General features: G+C 60.5%; 17 protein-coding genes. All 17 read right to left on the bottom strand.

The features are described 5' to 3' along the window. Window positions 1–6: 6 nt before the first annotated feature. Entirely contained in the window at window positions 7–1,026 is a 1,020-nt protein-coding gene (fliG, locus tag AC1Q6I_RS03940; protein WP_010563975.1) for a flagellar motor switch protein FliG, read from the bottom strand. Beyond that, window positions 1,019–2,797 (bottom strand): flagellar basal-body MS-ring/collar protein FliF, encoded by a 1,779-nt coding sequence (fliF, locus tag AC1Q6I_RS03935; RefSeq protein ID WP_024076714.1) that lies wholly within the window; start codon window positions 2,795–2,797, stop codon window positions 1,019–1,021. Before fliF ends, fliG begins: the two co-directional genes overlap by 8 nt. A gap of 16 nt (window positions 2,798–2,813) precedes the next feature. Beyond that, entirely contained in the window at window positions 2,814–3,143 is a 330-nt protein-coding gene (gene fliE, locus AC1Q6I_RS03930; protein ID WP_024076715.1) for a flagellar hook-basal body complex protein FliE, read from the bottom strand. 128 nt (window positions 3,144–3,271) lie between these two features. Beyond that, the gene (locus AC1Q6I_RS03925) at window positions 3,272–4,648 is read right to left on the bottom strand and encodes a sigma-54-dependent transcriptional regulator (RefSeq protein ID WP_024076716.1); all 1,377 of its coding nucleotides are present in this window, start codon (window positions 4,646–4,648) and stop codon (window positions 3,272–3,274) included. Window positions 4,649–4,654: 6 nt separating this feature from the next. Next, a complete protein-coding gene (locus AC1Q6I_RS03920) occupies window positions 4,655–5,866 on the bottom strand; it encodes a sensor histidine kinase (protein WP_102624218.1) in 1,212 nt (403 codons plus the stop codon). Window positions 5,867–5,976: 110 nt separating this feature from the next. After that, on the bottom strand, window positions 5,977–7,452 hold the full coding sequence (locus AC1Q6I_RS03915) for a sigma-54 dependent transcriptional regulator (protein WP_024076718.1): 1,476 nt from the start codon (window positions 7,450–7,452) through the stop codon (window positions 5,977–5,979). Window positions 7,453–7,620: 168 nt separating this feature from the next. Continuing rightward, window positions 7,621–7,917: a flagellar protein FliT gene (gene fliT / locus AC1Q6I_RS03910; protein ID WP_102624215.1), complete on the bottom strand. Its 297-nt coding sequence runs from the start codon at window positions 7,915–7,917 to the stop codon at window positions 7,621–7,623. Window positions 7,918–7,942: 25 nt separating this feature from the next. Further along, complete coding sequence (gene fliS, locus AC1Q6I_RS03905; protein WP_024076720.1) at window positions 7,943–8,347, bottom strand: flagellar export chaperone FliS; 405 nt, start codon at window positions 8,345–8,347, stop codon at window positions 7,943–7,945. A gap of 139 nt (window positions 8,348–8,486) precedes the next feature. Beyond that, window positions 8,487–9,896 (bottom strand): flagellar filament capping protein FliD, encoded by a 1,410-nt coding sequence (fliD, locus tag AC1Q6I_RS03900; protein WP_024076721.1) that lies wholly within the window; start codon window positions 9,894–9,896, stop codon window positions 8,487–8,489. A gap of 81 nt (window positions 9,897–9,977) precedes the next feature. Further along, the gene (locus tag AC1Q6I_RS03895) at window positions 9,978–10,328 is read right to left on the bottom strand and encodes a flagellar protein FlaG (RefSeq protein WP_024076722.1); all 351 of its coding nucleotides are present in this window, start codon (window positions 10,326–10,328) and stop codon (window positions 9,978–9,980) included. Window positions 10,329–10,402: 74 nt separating this feature from the next. Then, complete coding sequence (locus AC1Q6I_RS03890) at window positions 10,403–11,818, bottom strand: flagellin N-terminal helical domain-containing protein (protein ID WP_024076723.1); 1,416 nt, start codon at window positions 11,816–11,818, stop codon at window positions 10,403–10,405. A 274-nt stretch (window positions 11,819–12,092) separates the two neighbouring features. After that, entirely contained in the window at window positions 12,093–13,022 is a 930-nt protein-coding gene (locus tag AC1Q6I_RS03885) for a ketoacyl-ACP synthase III (RefSeq protein WP_024076724.1), read from the bottom strand. A gap of 277 nt (window positions 13,023–13,299) precedes the next feature. After that, the gene (locus AC1Q6I_RS03880; protein WP_024076725.1) at window positions 13,300–14,901 is read right to left on the bottom strand and encodes a flagellar hook-associated protein 3; all 1,602 of its coding nucleotides are present in this window, start codon (window positions 14,899–14,901) and stop codon (window positions 13,300–13,302) included. 14 nt (window positions 14,902–14,915) lie between these two features. After that, window positions 14,916–16,961 (bottom strand): flagellar hook-associated protein FlgK, encoded by a 2,046-nt coding sequence (gene flgK, locus AC1Q6I_RS03875; RefSeq protein WP_024076726.1) that lies wholly within the window; start codon window positions 16,959–16,961, stop codon window positions 14,916–14,918. A gap of 13 nt (window positions 16,962–16,974) precedes the next feature. Continuing rightward, window positions 16,975–18,240 (bottom strand): flagellar assembly peptidoglycan hydrolase FlgJ, encoded by a 1,266-nt coding sequence (flgJ, locus tag AC1Q6I_RS03870; protein WP_024076727.1) that lies wholly within the window; start codon window positions 18,238–18,240, stop codon window positions 16,975–16,977. Between the two features lie 4 nt (window positions 18,241–18,244). Continuing rightward, complete coding sequence (locus AC1Q6I_RS03865) at window positions 18,245–19,333, bottom strand: flagellar basal body P-ring protein FlgI (RefSeq protein WP_162163609.1); 1,089 nt, start codon at window positions 19,331–19,333, stop codon at window positions 18,245–18,247. Window positions 19,334–19,360: 27 nt separating this feature from the next. Beyond that, window positions 19,361–20,056 (bottom strand): flagellar basal body L-ring protein FlgH, encoded by a 696-nt coding sequence (gene flgH, locus AC1Q6I_RS03860; protein ID WP_024076729.1) that lies wholly within the window; start codon window positions 20,054–20,056, stop codon window positions 19,361–19,363. Between the last annotated feature and the right edge of the window lie 38 nt (window positions 20,057–20,094).

Here is a 20,094-nt window from a genome sequence, read left to right as displayed (position 1 = left end):
GGCGCCTTAGATCATTTCTTCGCCGCCCTTCCCGCCGAGAACAATTTCTCCGGCTTCGGCCATACGGCGGGCAATCGTGAGGATTTCCTTCTGGGCGGTTTCCACGTCGCTGACGCGCACCGGGCCCTTGGCTTCCAGGTCGTCGCGCAACAGTTCGGAGGCGCGCTTGGACATGTTCTTGAAAATCTTCTCCTTGACGCCTTCGTCCGAGCCCTTGAGGGCCAGCACCAGCACGTCGGAGGAGACTTCACGCAGCAACGCCTGGATGCCACGGTCGTCGACATCGGAGAGGTTGTTGAACACAAACATGAGGTCTTCGATCTGGCCGGACAGGGTGTCGTCGATCTCGCGGATCGAGTCCATCAACTGGCCTTCGACCGAGCTATCGAGGAAGTTCATGATGTCGGCCGCGCGCTTGATACCACCCAGGGTAGTGCGCGAGGCATTGGAGTTGCCCGAGAACTGCTTCTCGAGAATCGTGTTGAGTTCTTTCAGCGCCGCTGGCTGCACGGTATTCAACGACGACACGCGCAGGATGATGTCCAGCCGGACCTTGTGGTCAAAATGGCCAAGCACTTCACCGGCCTGGTCCGGGTCGAGGTACGCCACCACGATCGCCTGGATCTGCGGGTGCTCGTAGCGGATCACGTCAGCCACGGCGCGCGGTTCCATCCACTTGAGGCTGTCGAGGCCGCTGGTGTTGCCGCCCAGCAGGATGCGGTCGATCAGGCCGTTGGCCTTGTCTTCGCCCAGGGCCGAGGTGAGCATCTTGCGGATGTAGCTGTCGGAACCGACGCCCAGGCTGGTCTGGTCGCCGACGATCTCGACAAACTCGCTCATCACCTGTTCGACTTGCTCACGGTGCACATTGCGCATCTGCGCCATGGCCACGCCCACGCGCTGAACCTCTTTGGGCCCCATGTGACGCAGCACTTGGGCGGCGTCGGTTTCACCCAGGGACAGCAGCAGGACTGCGGCTTTGTCGACCTTGGTGAGCTTGGCAACGGCGGCTCGATTATCACTCATCTGCGTTAATCCACTCTTTCACGACCTGGGCCACACGGCCCGGGTCTTCTGCCACCAGACTCTTGATTGCGTTCAACTGAGCGTCATAGCCTTCGCTCGGGCTAGGCAACAGGATGCTTTGCGGGCCGCCGAGGCTGACACGGTCGTTGGCCAGTTCACCGTCCAGGCCGCCCATGCCACCCAACTCGACGTCGCTGCCACCGAAGGCGGCCAGTTGTTTCTTGCCATGGCCGGTGATGTTGTTGAGCACCGGACGCAGCACACCGAACACCAGCACCAGGATGAACAGCACACCCAACACTTGCTTGACGATGTCCCAGAACCACGGCTGGGTGTAGAACGCCGGGTCGGCGATGACTTCGCCGCGCTCGGCAGAGAACGGCATGTTGATCACGCTGACGCTGTCACCCCGGCTGGCGTCGAAACCGACAGCGTCCTGCACCAGGCGAGTGAAGCGCGCCAATTCGTCGGCGCTCCACGGCGCGCGAGTCACAGCACCGTCAGCAGCGTTGACCTTGACCTGGTCATCCACAACCACCGACACCGACAGGCGATTGATCCGGCCCTGCTGTTGCTTGGTGTGGCTGATGGAGCGGTCGAGTTCGAAGTTCTTGGTGGACTGGTTACGCTTGTCCGCCGGGTAAGGCGCGAGCATTGGCTGGCCGGTGGCCGGGTCCATGATCTGTTGGCCATTGGCGTCCAGCAGTGGCTGGCCTGGGGCGATGGCGCCCGCGGTCGCCGCAGCGCCGCCCGTGGTTTGCGGCGCCGAGGCCGGCGACGGCGGTTGGTTGCTCAGGGCCCCCGGCACACCTTGCGGGCCATTGCTGGCGGTGCGTTGTTCGCTGGTGGACTGCTCACTGCGCAGGGCCGGCTGGTCCGGGTTGAACTGCTCGGAGGTCGACTCGACGGCACTGAAGTCCACATCGGCCGACACTTCAGCCTTGTAGCGGTCGTTGCCCAGCACCGGCTGCAGAATATTGTGCACGCGCTGGGTGAGCATGCTCTCCATGCGGCGGCTGTAGTCAAACTGCTTGCCGGCCTGGGTCAGCGCGGAGTTTTCCGCCATGTCGGACAGCAGGTTGCCCTTCTGGTCCACCACGGTGATCTGCGACTTGCTCAATTCGGGAACGCTGGTGGCCACCAGGTTGATGATCGCCAGCACCTGGCCAGGCTCCAGGGAGCGGCCGGAGAACAGCTCGACCAACACCGAGGCACTGGGCTTGCGTTCGTCACGCACGAACACCGAGCTCTTCGGGATCGCCAGGTGCACGCGGGCACCCTTGACGTTATTCAGGCTGGAGATGGTACGCGCCAGCTCGCCTTCCAGGCCACGACGGTAGCGGGTGGCCTCCATGAACTGGCTGGTCCCCAGGCCCTGGTCCTTGTCGAGGATTTCAAAACCGATATTGCTGTCGGACGGGGTCACGCCGGCGGCGGCCAGCTTCATGCGCGCACGGGCCACGTCATCGGACTTGACCAGCAAGGCGCCGGAGTTGGGCTCGACGGTGTAGGCGATGTCGGCGGCGGCCAGGGTTTCCATGATCTGCTTGGAATCCATGCCGGCCAGGCTGCCATACAGCGGACGGTAATCAGGTTGCTGCGACCACAACACCACGGCAAAACCAATCGCCACGCTGGCTGCCAGGCCGACCATCAGGCCCACCTGACGCAACATGGTCATTTCGGAGAGGTTTTCCAGGAACGACAGGCCAAACAGCGGCGGTTTGCCGTCTGCCTTGGCGGGTACGTTGTCCACGACTGCTTCTGCCATGACTTAAATCTCGTCCTTAAACCGGCATCTGCATGATGTCTTGATAGGCTTGCACCAGCTTGTTACGGACCTGGGTCAACGCCTGGAACGAAACGCTGGCCTTTTGCGAGGCGACCATCACATCGGTGAGGTCCACGCCGCTCTTGCCGATCTCGAACGCGGTGGCCAACTGGTTGGAGGCTTGCTGGGTATCGCTGACTTTATTGATTGCCTTGCCGAGCATATCGGCGAAACTGCTTTGGCCCAATTCCGGCGCTGGCGCGACGGATTTCGGCTGAGCCATGGCATCCATTTGCATGGAGCGCATATCCAACATCAACCGATTGAACTCAATACCCTGGCTCATGACCTTCTCTCCGACAACCCGCAATTTTTTGACACTACGCAGCGATTACTGGGGAGGTAGCAACAAGGGTGCCAGCTCTGTAGCAACTCGTAAGAAAAGGCGACAAACCTTGTCAGTCTCGTTACGGATCAGGTGGCAAAAAGATACGCTTCCACGTCCATACCAGCATCGCGCATCTGCGCCAGCTTGTAGCGCAGGGTGCGCGGGCTGATGCCCAGGCGTTCGGCAGCCTCCTTGCGCCGGCCGCGCTCGGCACGCAGGGTGTCGATGATCATCTGGAATTCGCGGCGCCGCAGGTCGTCACCCAGGGCACCGGCAGACTCGGCTTCGGCGACGACCGGAGCGGGCGCCAGGCTCGGCAGCGGCGCGGCGCCACTGCCCATGGCCAGGCAGAAATCCTGAGGCTGGATCAAGCCGCCCTGCTGCAAAATCAGCGCGCGCTGGATTGCGTTGTCCAATTCCCGCACGTTGCCGGGCCATGGGTAGCTGATCAAGCAGGCCTGGGCATCGGCCGACAGCCGCGCCTGGGCGTGCTTCATTTTTTTGACGTGGTTGTTCAGCAGCCGCTCGGCCAGCGGGAGGATGTCTGCCGGGCGTTCGCGCAACGGGCGCCAGGCCAGGGGGAACACCGAAAGCCGATAGAACAAGTCCTCACGGAAACGCCCTGCCGCCACTTCGCCCGCGAGGTCGCGGTTGGTCGTGGCGATCACACGGATATCCAGCTGGATCGGCTTGCGTGCGCCGACCCGCTCCACTTCACGCTCCTGCAACACCCGCAGCAACTTGGCTTGCAGGCCCAGGGGCATTTCGGAAATTTCGTCGAGCAGGAGGGTGCCGCCGTCGGCTTGCTCGAACTTGCCGGGCTGGGCCGCGATGGCGCCGGTGAACGAGCCTTTTTCATGGCCGAACAGCGTCGCTTCGAGCATGTTGTCGGGGATCGCGGCGCAGTTGATGGCGATAAACGGTTGCTTGGCGCGGCTGGATTGCTGGTGGATATAGCGCGCCAGTACCTCCTTGCCGGTGCCGGACTCGCCGGAAATCAACACCGTGGAGTCACTGCGCGCCACGCGGGCCGCCAGCTCCAGCAATTGGGCACTGGCCGGCTCGAAGGCAATCGGACCTTCGCCGTCGGTGGCCGGGATCACACCCAGGGCATGCCGGGCGACCAGTTCGATCAGCGCCTTGGGTTCGAATGGTTTGACCAGGTAGTCCGCCGCCCCTTGGCGCATGGCGTCCACCGCCCGCTCCACCGCGCCATGGGCGGTCATCAGCAACACCGGCAACTGCGGCTGACGCGCACGCAGCAGGCCGAGCAACTGGTGGCCATCCATGCCAGGCATGTTCACGTCGCTGACCACCAGGCTGAAGGACTCCTGCTCGACGGCCTCCAAGGCGTCCTCGGCAGAACCGACCGCCCGGTAGTCATGGCCCGCCAACAGCAGCGTGTCAGCCAATGCCTCACGCAGGGCGCGATCGTCTTCCACCAATAAAACCTTGATAGCCATTGCTCTTTACTCCGCGCTTGCCGCGCTGACAAACAGCGGCAAGGTCATCAATGCACAGGTGCCGCGCCCCAGGTGGGAACGCAGCTGCAATTCTCCCTGATGAGCCCGCGCCACTGCCTTGACCACGGTCAGGCCGAGGCCCGTGCCGTTGGTCTTGGTGGTGAAAAAAGGTTCACCCAGGCGCCGCAGCACCGCCGGCTCGATGCCACTGCCGCTGTCGCTGATACACAGGCGCAGGGTTTGCTCGCGCGTATACAAGTGCACCTTGAGCCGTGCGCCGGGGCCGCTGGCCTGGGTGGCGTTTTCGATCAAGTTGAGCAAGGCGCCCACCAGGGTGTCGCGATTGCACAGCAACTCGCCGAGGTGGCTGTCGCACTGCCAGCGCACATTGGCTTCCTGGATATGGGTGGCTGCCGCCGCCTGCAACGACTGCATCAACCCCGACGGCGTGATGCGGTCGGTCAGCGGCAATTCGCCGCGGGCAAACACCAGCATGTCGCGCACCTGGTGCTCCAGTTCATGCAAGCGTTCCTTGAGGCGCCCGGCAAAACGCTGCTGGGTGGCCGCGGGCAATTGCTCATCAGTCAAATGGCTGGCGTAGATCAACGCGGCCGACAACGGCGTACGGATCTGATGCGCCAAAGAAGCGACCATCCGCCCCAGGGACGACAACCGCTCATGCCGCGCCAACTGGTCTTGCAGGTGACGGGTTTCAGTCAGGTCGTTGAGCAGCACCAGCTGGCCGGGCTCGGCGTCCAGGGAGCGGGTGGCAATGGACAGGCGGCGCCCGTCCTTGAGGGAGATTTCATGACCGTCGTCTTCGCGCGGCGCGAAGCAGCGGGTGATCACTTCACGCCACAACTCGCCCTCCAGCGGCAGGCCGAGCATGTCGCAGGCGGCCGGGTTGGCTTCGCGCACGCGACCCTGGTCGTCAATGACGATCACGCCGCCGGGCAACAGGTCGAGCAGGTTTTGCAGACGGTTGGCCAGGCGCTCTTTCTCGGCCAGCTCTTCCATGCGCTGGGCACTGACCACGGCCAGCTCACCCTTGAGCTCGGAGACCCGAGCCTCCAGCAGGCTGTAGGAATCAGTCAGTTGGCTGGACATCTGGTTGAACAGCGAAAACGCCTGCTCCAGGCCCTGGCGGCTCTGTTGCTCTACAGACGGGACAAGTCTCTGGAGATCAGGGACCGAAGTTAGTTGGGCGGCGTGGGGCATCATGCTCTCTCGCTTGGCTGACCGTCAGTTAAACGGAACGTTGCGAGGGCTGTAGCAATACCCGTGCCTAAAAAAAACCACCTATAAAACAGTGGCTTGAAAAACAGGCGTCAATCATCTGCCTGTTCATCACCTTCTCGACGACTCATACCGTACTTGCGCATCTTCTCCACCAGGGTGGTTCGGCGGATGCGCAGGCGCTCGGCGGCACGGGCGACGATGCCGTTGGCGTCGTCGAGGGCCTGCTGGATCAACCCTTGTTCCAGGTTGCCCAGGTAGTCCTTCAGGTCCAGGCCTTCCGGCGGCAACATGGCGGTAGCACCGAAGTCCGGGGTATGCCCGTTGATGGCGACCCGTTCTTCCAGGTCACTGCGCAGGCTGTCCACCAACTGCTCGTCTTCATCGTCGACGTAACGGAATTTTTTCGGCAGCTCGACCACGCCGATCACACCGTAGGGGTGCATGATCGCCATGCGCTCCACCAGGTTGGCCAGTTCGCGGACGTTGCCCGGCCAGCCGTGGCGGCACAGCGACATGATCGCGGCGGAGTTGAAGCGAATCGAGCCGCGCTTTTCGTGCTCCATGCGCGAGATCAGCTCGTTCATCAGCAACGGGATGTCTTCCACGCGCTCACGCAACGGGGCCATCTCGATCGGGAAGACGTTGAGGCGGTAGTACAAGTCTTCGCGGAAGCTGCCGACCTCGATCATGCTTTCGAGGTTCTTGTGGGTGGCCGCGATGATGCGCACGTCCACGCTCTGGGTCTTGTTGCTGCCAACGCGCTCGAAGGTGCGTTCTTGCAGCACGCGCAGCAGCTTGACCTGCATCGGCAGTGGCATGTCGCCGATTTCGTCAAGGAACAGGGTGCCGCCGTTGGCCAGTTCGAAACGCCCGGCACGGCTGGTGATGGCTCCGGTAAAGGCGCCCTTCTCATGGCCGAACAGTTCGCTTTCGAGCAGCTCTGCAGGAATTGCCCCGCAGTTGACCGGCACAAAGGGCCCGTCGCGGCGCTTGGAGTGATAGTGCAGGTTGCGCGCGACCACTTCCTTGCCGGTGCCGGACTCGCCGAGGATCAGCACGCTGGCGTCGGTATCGGCCACTTGCTGCATCATCTGGCGCACGTGCTGGATCGCACGGCTGGTGCCGACGAGGCTGCGGAACAGGTTGGGCTCACGGTGTCGACCGCGTTCGCGGGCCTGGTCGTACATCTCGCGATAGACCTGGGCGCGGTGCAGGGAATCGAGCAATTTGCTATAGCTGGGCGGCATTTCCAGGGTGGAAAGTACACGGCGGCGCTGGTCTTCCGGCAGGTCGACAGAAGAAATATCGCCCATTAGCAACACCGGAAGGAACTCATCCCAGGTTGACAGTGTCTTTAACAAGCCCAGAACTGCACCAGGAGCGTTTACCGTCCCGATCAGCACACAAATGACTTCACGGCTCGATGACAATGAGCTGACCACCTGCTGCCAATCGTGGCTACCGCAGGGCAGATTTTCTTCGCCAAGAAAATTCAAAATCACCGCCAGGTCGCGGCGACGGACGCTATCGTCATCAATCAGCAGAATTTTGGTTTCACGCCACATGCAATAGCAACTTCCCTAGTAAACGCTCTGCCCCAGAGTGAGGGCAATCTAGACGCTTGTAAGACTTCTTACTTACTAGACGTCTGAAATCTGAAAACAGCACTAGTTAAGTCAAAAATGCTGGCACAGTCAAATATATGACGCGCCGTTCGGATTAACTGCGCCCGTTCAACCGAACAGATGGTAAACCTTTGACGCCTTTTTCGCTTGGTTGATCTGCGACATCTCTTCGAAAATCGCCTGGCGTTCGCCGGTCGTCACTTCCAGCAACTTCTGATAAACCGCGAGCAGGCTCTCCAGTTTCTCTCGCAACGCATCCTCGTCCACCGGCGCTTCGCTCAGCACCTCCTCGATCACACTGCGACAGCCCATATCCAGTTCGCCGATGGCGTCCCAGTTACGTTCGGCCAGCGCGTCGATCAAGGCGTCGCGGGTTTCATCAATGCGTTGCAGTGCTTGGCTCATGACGAGTTCCTCAAGGCCGATGGCCTTATTGTGCGGCACCCTGCGGTGCGGCAATGGCATCCCAGCCTTCTTTTACGGTAATCAGCAGACGAGCGACTTCGTCGATCATCTCGGCATCGTTGTGCAGGTTGGCCTGCATCAAGCGGTTGGTCATGTACACATACAGACCTTCCAGTTGCTGGACGTATTCCTTGTTGTCGCTTTTTTCCGCATCGAGGCCATCACGCAGGCCGATCAGGATGTCGGTGGCCTTACCCAGCATCAGGCCCTTCTGAGCGATATCGCCACGCGCCAGCGCCCCCTTGGCTTGCGCCATGCGGTCCAGGCCGCCTTCCATCAGCATCTGCACCAGGCGATGCGGGCTGGCTTCGGAGATCTGGGCATGGGAATTGACCTTCTGGTATTGGCGAAGGGCTCTCATGGGATTCATTTTCTACCTCGTGACAGGCAACAGCTGGAAGGATTGCAGTAACCATTATGTCGACCGGGTCGCAAAAAACTTTAACCCAGCGGCTCTACAAAGAACAAAGCCCAGGTCAACGGACCCGGGCTTTTTCAGGCGCAGTCAATCAACTGCTGCTGCTTTTTGAGCCACTGATTGCATTGAGCGTACCGAGAATACTGGTGCTCTGCTGACGCAACTGCGCTACCAGCGTATCCATGGCGGTGTACTTGCGGGTCAAGGCGTCCTGCATGGTGGTGAGACGGTCATCCAGATCGGTCTGCTGCTTGGTCAGGTCTTTCAGGCTGTCGGCCAACGAGGTGGTACGCGTGGCCAGAATCCCGGTGCTCGGCTTGGCATACGCGTCGGTAGCGGCCGTCAGGCGCGCCAGCAAGCCAGTCTTGCCGCTGAAGATACTGTTGATGTCAGCGGCATTGGTCAGCACCGCCTTATCCCACTGCTTGCTATCGATGCTCAGCGCGCCGGTATCCTGATCGGTTGTGACACCGAACTGCGCCAGGGACTTCAAGGTGCCGTTCCCCGAAAGCGCGTTGAACTCGTTGCGGATCGCCGACTGCAAGGTGCGCATGGTCGAGTCGCCGGTCAGGGTCGCGGCGATGGAGTTACCCGCGGCGTCCTTGGTGACCTTGGTCTCGGCGTTCATGGCCTTGAGCAGGGCGTTATAGCTGTCGACAAAGCCCTTGACCCCGGACTTCAGCGCGGTGGCGCTGGTAGTGACCGAGATGGTCATGGCGGTACGAAGCGGGTTGGTTGTATTCGGATCGTTGGCCGTGACCGTAGGCGACAGCGACAGCAACTTGATGCTTACCCCACTCACCGCATCCGTGATGCTGTTGGACTTGGACTCCGCCGCAATGCCATCGATGGTGTACTTGGCGTTCTGAGGCGCGCTGACTACCGTGTAGCCAGTATCAATCCCAGAGTTGCCCGACATCGTCAGGTCCGAACCGACCCCGCTATTGGTGGAGGTCAGGATCAGACGCGAACCGGTGGAGTCGGTGAGGATGTTGGCACTCAGGCCGGCGGTGCCGAACGTGGAGTTGATCGAATCACGCACCTGTTGCAGTGTCGCGCCTGCCGGCACACTCAAATCAAAGTTCTTGCCCGACTGCGTGATTGTCAGCGTTGTCGCCGTGGTGCCGGCGTTGACGACTGTCGACTGGCCACCGGCAAACGTTTTGGTCGATAGCTTCGAAGGCATGGCCAGCTGGTTGACGATCAGCGAGAAGCTGCCGTTCGCTGCACCTTGGTTGGCCGTCATGGTGGCGACTTTTTCATCCGAAGAGGTACCGGTCAAGCCACTGAAGCTGTTGTCGGTGCCCATGCTGGTCAGCGCACCACGGAAGGCGTCCAGGGCAGCCTGGATCTTGCCGATCGACGACAGCTGGGTAGTTGCCTTTTGCGATTGGGTATTGATCTGCGACTGTTTCGGCGCTCGCTCGGCATCTACCAGGGACTTTACAATTGCCTGGGTATCGAAGCCCGACCCCACGCCAGTAATCGTTGTACCCGCCATCATCTTTCTCCTTTTACGGTGGCTGCCGTTATCTTGACGAACAACACTTCAAGCCGTAACAGCAACAAGTTTCATGCCAGCTCAAGCCTTGTCGTCAAACAACACGTGACTGGCGCTGGACAGACTTTGTGCCAGCTTCAAGGCCGTTTCCGAGGGGATCTGGCGGATCACTTCACCGGTGTCGGTGGCAATGACCTTGACCACAACCCTATGGGTGGAAGCGTCAATGGAAAAATCCAGATTGCGCTGGGCCGCTTGTACGAATTCTTTAATATCGGTGACCGCTTTTTCCAGATCGTCCTTTTGAGACTTACCGGTGGCTGGCGCGGCCGGCTCAACCTTAGTCTTATCTTTGTCAGCAACCACAGGTGCCACAGTGCCTTGAGGGGCCTGTAGCGGATAAGACAAGTTCAGTTTTACATTCATGTCCATGCCCAATCTCCTCTGATTGGAAAAGACGAAAGGGCACGTAAACGCGCCCTCCCGTCATTTACCCAGCGCTGTGATTACTGAAGCAGCTTCAGTACAGCGGATGGCAGTTGGTTAGCCTGCGACAGGATCGCAGTGGAAGCCGACTGCAGGGTTTGCTGCTTGGTCAGTTCAGCGGCTTCGGAAGCGAAGTCGACGTCCTGAACAGTACTACGGGCAGACGTGGTGTTTTTCTGAATGTTGGTCAGGTTATCCACAGTGCTGGTCAGACGGTTCTGAACCGCACCCAGGCCCGAACGGGAGCTGGAGATGGTAGCGATAGCCTGGTCGATTACGGACACTGCGTTCTGGGCCTTGGTGGCGTCAGTCACGTCAGTCTGCGAAACCGTAACCTTGGCCGAAGCAGCCGAAGTAGCGGCGCCGAAGAGACCGGTCACACCAGCACCTTCCAGGGAGTAACCCTTGGAGGAGTTCATGTTCACAGCACCGGTAGCGATGATGCCGTCAGCCAGGGCAGTGGCAGTACCGTAGGCACCGGAACCGTCTTTGGTCGCAACAGTGATGGTACCGGCAGCGGTCGAAGCGCTGAAGGCCAGGTTTTCACCGGTGTCGGATTTAACCGACAGAGTGCCTTTGGATTCATCGTAGTTAACGCTGATACCCAGTTTGGCGGAGTTGGACTTCAGTTGCTCAGCCAAGCTGCCGGTATCGGTTACGCCGATGAACGTGGTGGCTTGGCCGCCAACGGTCATGGTGAACGAAGCCGGAGCAGCAGCAGCACCCGCGCCGACAACGAACTGAGCTTCAGTGCTGGCAGTAGCGCTCAGGCCACCGACGGCGCCATTCAGTTGGGCAGCGATGGTTTTAGCGGAAGCAGCGGCAGCTACGGTTACGTTGGTAGTCTGACCGTTACCAGTCACAGCGATTGCGCCACCAGCAACACCAGCACCAGGGGTGATGCCCAGGCTGTTGATCTGCTGCGAACCGATGTTGTTGGCAGCAACGTTGTCCAGGCTTACGTTGATGGTTTCGTTAGCGTTGGCGCCAACCTGGATAGCTTTGGTACCGTAAGAGCCGTCCAGCAGTTTCTGGCCACCGAAAGTAGTGGTTTGCGAGATACGGGTCAGTTCCGAAGTCAGAGCCTGGTATTCGTCGTTGTTCGACTTACGGTCGTCGGTGCTCAGGGAGCCAGTAGCCGAAGACAGAGCCAGGGTACGCATTTTTTGCAGAATGTCGGTCGAAGCCTGCATTGCGCCTTCAGCGGTTTGCGCGATGGAGATACCATCGTTAGCGTTCTTCACTGCTTGACCCAGGCCATTGATTTGGCTAGTCATGCGAGTAGCAATACCCAAGCCGGCAGCGTCGTCTTTAGCGCTGTTGATACGCAGGCCGGAAGACAGGCGCTGCATGGAAGTGGCCAGGGCGCCGCCAGCTTTGTTCAGGTTGCCCTGGGTAGTGATCGAAGCAATGTTGGTGTTTACTGTTAAAGCCATGACGAAATCCTCGTTGGATGGATACTGCGGCTTCCGGCCCTGGCAACCGCCGGGTGTGGCCTGAGAACCTACGTAATAGTTATCGTCGTGGTAGGCGGTTGCTTGAGCCTTTTTTTTATTTTTTTTACTGGCCTCGTGCCATCCCTTGTAATTCAAGGCTTTAGGCTGACTTTTCCCACCGGATTTTCTGGTTTTTTTGGCGCCAAATAAAAAACGCCGATGATCTTTCGATCATCGGCGTTTGCTTTTGCGGCGAACTCAGTCTACCGACGCGTCACGGACGATGCAGAATCGCCGAGCCCCACGACAGGCCCACGCCAAAACCGCTGATGGCCACGCGCTTCCAGGTAGCGTCCATCACGTGCTTCTCCAGCAGCAATGGAATACTCGACGACACGGTGTTACCGGTCTCGACCATATCCTTGATGAACTTGTCCACCGGGGCATCCTCGAAACGCCGCGCCACGGCATCGACAATCGCCGCACTGCCCTGGTGAATGCAGAACGCATCGATGTCGTCGGCCTTGAGCTGCGACTCATCGAGCAGCTCATGCAGGTGTGCCGGCACCTTGAGCAATGCGAAGTTGAACACCTGGCGGCCGTTCATGAAGAACACGCCATCACTGACCTTCAGGTGCGGCGCGCCGGAACCGTCGGTGCCGAACTTCGCCTTGCCCAGCAACCACGACGCGTCTTCGCCCATCCACGTGGCAGTGGCGGCATCGCCGAACAGCATGGTGGTGTTGCGATCTTCCGGGTCGACAATCTTGGAGTACGGATCGGCCGTGACCAGCAGGCCGTTTTTCAGGCCGGTGGCTTCCATGAAGCCTTTCATTGCGTAGATACCGTAGACGTAGCCCGAGCAGCCCAGGGAAATATCGAAGGCCGCCACGTGGGTCGGCAGGCCCAGCTTGTCCTGGACGATGGCGGCGGTGTGGGGCAAACCCTCTTCGTCGCCGTTCTGGGTGACGACGATCAGTGCGTCGATGGACTCGCGCTTCAAATCCGGGTTGTTGGCAAACAAAGCGTTGACCGCCTCGACACACAGGTCGGAGGTTTCCTGCGCAGCTTCCTTGCGCGGCAGAAACGCCGACCCGATCTTGCCAATGATGAACTCTTCATCCTTGGCGAATTTGGCACCCTGGGCGTAGTTATCGATCCCGTCTGCCGGCACGTAACTGGCGATGCTTTTTATGCCAATCATTGTGGCTTCCCAATACTAAATAGCTGGAGAACACCCCTCGGACGACGCCTGGAGTGCTGGACAATAAAGGGGATAACCCCATAAAAATCTCGCTGAAAGCCGCCCCGCAAGGACCCTGTGACGACTTATCCTTTTCACACGATACAGTGAAGATGCGCTTTATGACTCACAGGTCACTCAATTGTGTGTGCTTTGTGCAAAACCTTCAAACAATTAAACCCCAGAAACGAAAACGGCCCGCCCTGTTTCCAGAGCGGGCCGCTTGGCTAGACGCCGCTTACATCTTGTTGAACAGGCTCAACTGGGAGATTTTGACGAACGCCAATTGCGAGGCCTGCAACATGGTTTGCTGCAGCGTCAGATTGATCGCCGCCTCGCCCATATCGATGTTGGCCAGGTCACTCATGGTGCTGGTGTTGGCCAGGCCGATACTGGTGTTTTCGTCAGACTGGATGTCCAGGGCGTTGCCCCGCGCACCGATGGAACCCCGCACGTTGGTGATCTGCGACATTGAATTGGCCAGGTTGGCGATGGAAGCATCCAACACGTCCTTGAGCTTGACGGTCGCCGCCGGATTGCCGTCGGCGGGCAGCTCCAGCGCCTTGCGCAATTGGCCAAGGGTGTCCAGCGCATTCTGGGTTTTCTGGGTATTGGCCCCCACGGAAAACTGATCGCCCGCTTGCGGCGTCCCGCCGCTGATGTCAAAGGTCACCCCGGCCGCGGTCAAGGTTGTCCCGCCGCCGGTATCACCGGTGGCAATGGGCCTGCTATTGGCGGTGTAGGGCTGGGTATACATCTCATAGGCGGTGGCGCTGGTGAACTTGATCAGCGCCCCGCTGTTGGTCGGGAACGTGCTGGCATAGCCCGCCTGGCTGGACACGGTGGCATTGTTCAATTGTGCCGTGGACGCGTTGCTCGGCGTGCGCGAGATACTGAAGGTATCCGGCTTGGCTTCCAGGCTGAACGAACGATCCTTGACCAGCGCATCGGAGTTGGCGCCCGGAGCAACGTCGCCGAGGTTCATGGTGATGTCGAACTTCACCCCACGCAGCGCCACGCTGGTGCTGCCTTCCTTGGTGGCGTCGAAGGTACCGTTGCCGGCAATCTCCGAAGTCACGTCAGTGCCGTTCTTATCGGACACCTTGTATTGAGTACTGCTGGTAAAGGTCAGCTTGTACGGCTCGCCGTCGGCGAACTTACTGGCGTAGTCGGAGCTCGACGTCACCAGCCCGGCCGACAGCGCAACCTTGTTGTCATTGACCGTCGGCGGCACCGTCTGGGGCACAGGTGCAAGCCACGTGGCCTGGGTGCGACTGGAGTTGGCAGCGCCCTCCAGAACCGTCTTGCCGGTATCGCCAGCGTTGACCGTCAACGTATTCGACACTTGCAGGCTCAGCGGCGTTTCGTCGCCCTGATAGCTGTAGGTGCCATCATTGTTACGGCTGTAGGGCGGGGTCTGGGTCTTGGAACCGGAAAACAGGTAGTTGCCGGAAGAGTCCTTGCTGTTGAGCAAGCCCAGGACCTGATCCTCGATCGCCCCCACTTCACTGGCAACCGAGCGACGGTCGGCGTCGCTCAACGAACCACCGGCACGCAGGGCCAACTGAGTGGCGCGCTGCAAGGCATCGTTGATCGCGCCGAGCACGCTTTCTTCGTTGGTCAGGGAGTTTTTCAGGCTGGTGATATTGCCGTTGAACTGGCCCAGCATGTCTTTCTGCTGTTGCAGCAACAGCAAGCGCGCGGCGGCGACCGGATCATCCCCGGCGGTTTGCACACGCACACCGGAACTGGCCTGGTCCTGAGCCTTCACCACGCTGGAATAGTTGTCCGAATACTTGGCGGAACTGGTTTCGAAATATTGAGCAGTAGAAATACGCATCGTCCCAGACTCCCTTAAAGACTATTGATCAATGTACTGAAGGTTTCTTGCGCAGCCTTGATGATCTGCGACGACGCCGTGTAGTACTGCTGGAACTTGATCATGTCGCCCGCTTCTTCATCCAGGTTGACCTGAGACACCGAGTTGCGCGCGTCCTGGTTGGCCTTGAGCAATGCGCCGGTTGCCGTGGTGTCGGTAATGGCCGAAGCGGCCTTGGCACCCACGGTCGAGACCAGGCGGCTGTTGGCCGTCACCAGGCTCACACCACCGCCACTGCCATCGGCCAGGCCGACCGAGGCCTTGGTTTGCAGGTCCAGCAATGCCAGGGCATTGCGGTTATCCGAGCGGCCCGCGGCGTTGAACGAGAACGAGGTGCTGTCACCGTCGGCAGGCGAGCCGCCGACCGTAGTATCGAAACTGAAGCTCTGTGCCGGGGTGAGCAAGGTCCCGCTGGCATCCCGCATCGGTACGGCGACCGTAATCTTGTTGCCTTGGCCTGGAACGATGGTGCCGGTACCAATCGGGTTACCCTGGGCATCGTTGAGCGTGTACGGCTGAGTGCCGTCGGTGGCCGGCTTGCCGAATACCATCTTGACCGGCATCGAGTGTTCAATCCCGGTACGCAGCTGAGCGGTCGCCGCGCCGCCATCGATGTCGATCGGCACCGTCAGGCTCGGCGGGGTAAAGGTGCCAGTGCCCTGGTTGGTCTTGCTGCCCTCGCCCAGCAAAGGCCCGGCGAATGCAATTTTATTGGCGTCGGTCAGTTGGGTACCGATACCGGTGGCACCGTTGGCGGTCGGGCTGACCTTGAAAGTGTCACCCGCGGCCACTGGGCCTTTGCCGTCCAGGGCCAGGGTAAAACCATCAATCACCGGCGGCGGCGTGGTGGTGGTGTCAAACGCGCCCATGGCCTTGCCGTCGGAACGCGTCACCGTGTAGTTATTGCCACTGCTGAAGGTGACTTTATAGTCGTAGGTCGACAGCTTGCTGGTGTCGCTGATGCTGACATTCAGGTTACCGGAACCGGCGCTGTTGCCCGCCGCGCCTTGGCTGCGCTGCGAGATGGCGACAGCGCTGTTGACGTCCTTGAACAGGGACACGCCGAAGTCGCCGTTCAAATCCAGGCCTTGGCCGAGCTGGCTGTTGACGGTATCGGCGGTGGCGATGGCGATACGCCCCAAATCATTGATGGCCGGCATCAAGGCGTCACTGCGATAACGCAACAGGCCACCGATGCTACCGCCACTGAGCACATTGCCCAGGTCGATCGAGGTTCCGCCACCCGCATTGAGCTGGATGGTGTACTGGCTCGGGTCGTTTTGGCTCGGCACTGCCGAAATGGTGCTGGACTGGTCGCCCAACACCAGGGACTGCCCGGTGCCGGTACTGACGCTGAATATCCCGTTCTTTTCGCTGGCGGTGACCCCCACCAACTCATTGAGCGAACGTACCGCTTCGTTACGCGCATCCAGCAGGTTGGCCGGCGCCGTGGTGGTTGAGCCTTGGGCCTGGGTGATCTGCTTGTTGAGCGAGGCGATCGACGAGGTCAATTGGTTGACCTGATCGCTCATGGTGCCCAACTGGCCGTTGATCGATTCTTTCTGCTGGTTGAGCTGGCCGGAGATCGCGTTGAAACGGTTGCTCAGGGTCTGGGCGCTGGTCAACAGCACTTGTCGGGCAGAAACGTCGCTGGGGTTGGAAGCGGCGGTCTGCACGGCGGAGAAGAACGCCCCCAGTACCGAGGACATGCCGGTGGTCTTGTCCGACAAGGTCTTGTCGATGGCGCTCGCCTGGCTCGAATAGGCCTTGGCATCGTTATTGAGTGCCGTGCTGTTCTGGTAAGCCGCGTCCAGGAATTCGTTATATACCCGGCGCACATCGGCCAGGGTGGTGCCGCTACCGATGTATACGCCGCCGTAGGGGTTCGACGCGTTCGCGTTCTGGGTGGTCTGCTGACGCGAATAGCCCGAGGTGTTGGCGTTGGCGATGTTGTTACTCAAGACCGACAACGATCCTTGAGCGGCGTTAAGCCCCGACATCCCGATATTGAGCAAACTCATGGTGGTTCAGACCTTATAAATGAGTGGTCGCGCCCGCGGCAGCGTAATTCTGGTAACTGTCCATCGTTTTGGCGATCTGCGAAATCTTGCTGGCATAGGCCGGGTCGGTTGCGTATCCGGCTTTTTGCAACTCGCGTACAAACTGTTCGGGGTTATCGGCCGATTTCACAACTTCTTTATAGCGATCATTGCTTTGCAGCAACGTCACGAGGTCATGGAAGCTGTCCTGGTAGGAGTCGTAGGAACGGAACTGCGCCGTCTCCTTGACCATCGCCCCATCACGAAACTCGCTGGTGATCGCGCGGGCCTGGCCGCCCTGCCAACTCTTGCCGGCCTTGATGCCGAACAGGTTGTGGCTGCTGCTGCCGTCCTCGGCACGCATCACCGATTTGCCCCAGCCAGTTTCCAGGGCGGCCTGGGCCACCAAGTACTTTGGATCGACGCCGATACGTGCTGCCGCGGCCTTGGCCATCGGCAACATGGTGGCGACGAATTCATCCTGGGAACTGAAGGCTTTCTTCGCCGGCGCCAACGGTGGCTGGGCCACGGCGCGACCGTAGACCTGCATGCGTCCGCTCGGTACGGCAAACGTGCGCGCGGTGCTGTTGACCACGCTGTCGTCGGCGGCACTGTTACGCAGCGGTGCGTTTTTAGCATCGATCGCGACCGGCGCGGTCGGCACGATGCCAGCGAGCAGGCGGTCGGTCAGCTTGCTTGGCAGGGCAATACGACGCTGGTTCATCAGCGCCATATCGTTGGCGTGGGCGCTGGCGCCCTCGGGCACCGCCACGCGGTACGCCCACAGCGGGCGCTGGCCATTGGAGCGACCCAGCGGGCCATCGGCCTTGGTGCCAGCGGCGATTTCCGTCGGCACATCGACCTTCTTCGCCGCGTCTGCCGCCGCCGGCCCCTGCAAGGTGGCCGCCTGGGCGTCCACCGGTTTGTTCTTCTGCATCTGGCGCATCAGCACGTCGGCCAGGCCGATACCGCCACCTTCGCGGGACATGGAGACCGCCAACTGCTGGTCGTACATTTCCTGGTATTGCTTGGCGGCCGGAGTGTTCAGCGGGTTGTCCTTGCCCAGGGCCTCGGTGGCCGAGCGCATGGACTTGAGCATCTCGCTCAAGAACAACGACTCGAACTCCTGCGCCACCTTGCGCATGTTGCCTTCGCTGTTCTTGTCAGCACCGACCTTGAGCTGGTTAAGCCGGTTCAGGTCGGAGTAAGAGCCCGAGTCCGCCGTGCTGGTCAGCCCGCTTTTGCGCATATCCATGGCCATGGCCTCAGATCACGATCAGGTCGGCTTGCAAGGCGCCGGCCTGTTTCAAAGCTTCGAGGATCGCCATCAAGTCGCCGGGCGCTGCGCCCACCTGGTTCACCGCGCGGACAATCTCATCCAGGGTCGTACCAGGGCCGAACTTGAACATCGGCTTGGCTTCTTGCTGAGCGTTGACACGGGAGCGCGGCACCACGGCGGTCTGGCCGTTGGACAGCGGCCCAGGCTGGCTGACGATCGGGTCTTCGGTGATGGTCACGGTCAGGCTGCCGTGGGTCACGGCCGCTGGCGAAACCTTGACGTTCTGGCCGATCACAATCGTACCGGTACGCGAGTTGATGATGACCTTGGCCACGGCCTGGCCGGGGTCGACCTCAAGGTTTTCCAGGATCGACAGGTAGTCGACGCGCTGGCTCGGATCGAGCGGCGCAGTGACACGAATCGAACCGCCATCGATCGCCTGGGCGACGCCAGGGCCAAGCATGTCGTTGATCTTGTCGACCACGCGCTTGGCGGTGGTGAAGTCGGAGCGGTTGAGGTTCAAGGTCAGGCTGTTGCCTTGGTTGAAACCACTGGGCACGGTGCGCTCAACCGTGGCGCCGCCGGGGATGCGACCGGCCGATGGCACGTTCACCGTAATCTTCGAACCATCACGCCCCTCGGCGTCGAAACCGCCAACCACCAGGTTGCCCTGGGCGATGGCGTAGACGTTGCCGTCGATACCCTTGAGGGGGGTCATCAGCAAGGTGCCGCCCCGCAGGCTTTTCGAGTTACCAATGGACGACACGGTAATGTCCACCACCTGGCCTGGCTTGGAGAACGCTGGCAAGTCGGCGCTGATCGACACCGCCGCGACGTTTTTCAACTGCACGTTGCCCGAACCCGCCGGCACCTTGATGCCGAACTGCGAGAGCATGTTGTTGAAGGTCTGCAAGGTGAATGGGGTCTGGGTGGTCTGGTCACCCGTACCATTGAGCCCCACCACCAGGCCGTAGCCGATCAACTGGTTGGAACGCACGCCGGAAATGCTGGCGATGTCTTTCAGGCGCTCGGCCTGGGCGACTGCGCTCAGGCATAACAACAGTGCCGCTGCCATCAGCTGTTTGACGTTCAAAGTGGCCACCTAGAAAGGGAACAGCGGGCTAAGGAAGAAACGGTCGAACCAGCCCGGCTGACTCGCATCAGCAAACGAACCCGTACCCGAGTAGGTAATGCGCGCATCGGCAATCCGTGTCGACGGCACGGTGTTGTCGGTGGAAATATCATCGGCGCGGACCATGCCGGCAATGCGCACCAGCTCGTCGCCGGTGTTGAGGGTCATCCACTTTTCACCGCGTACTGCGATGATGCCGTTGGGCAATACATCGGCCACGGTCACGGTGATCGAACCGGTCAGGCTGTTGCCCTGCCCCGCCGAACTCTTGCCGTTGGTGGCGCGGTCACCGCTGTAGCCTGCGCTCAGGCTCAAGTCACCGCTGCCCAGGGGGTTATTGGTGTTCGGTACAGCACCAAACAACGAAGTCAGGCCAATGCCGGTCTTGCTGGTCTTGCCCACCTGCGAGTTGGCATTCTTGCTGGCCGTGGTCTTCTCGTTGAGGGTGATGGTGATGATGTCACCGACCCGGAACGCCTTGCGGTCGCTGTACAGGTTCTGTTCGAAACCGGCCTGGTAGATCGAGCCGTTATTGGCCGCAGCCGGCAGCGGCGTGCGTGGCAACACCGGCGCGTAGTACGGGTCATTGGGTTTTGGCGTCGGGGCGACACAGCCCGCGAGCACGGCAATCCCACTCAATGCCAGAACGGAAACATAGCGATTCATGACCCTAACCTCACGGTGTTGCAGGCGCTCTCAGGAGC

It is taken from the genome of Pseudomonas sp. MPR-R2A5 (assembly GCF_058793055.1).
This window is presented reverse-complemented; position numbering and strand designations above follow the sequence as displayed.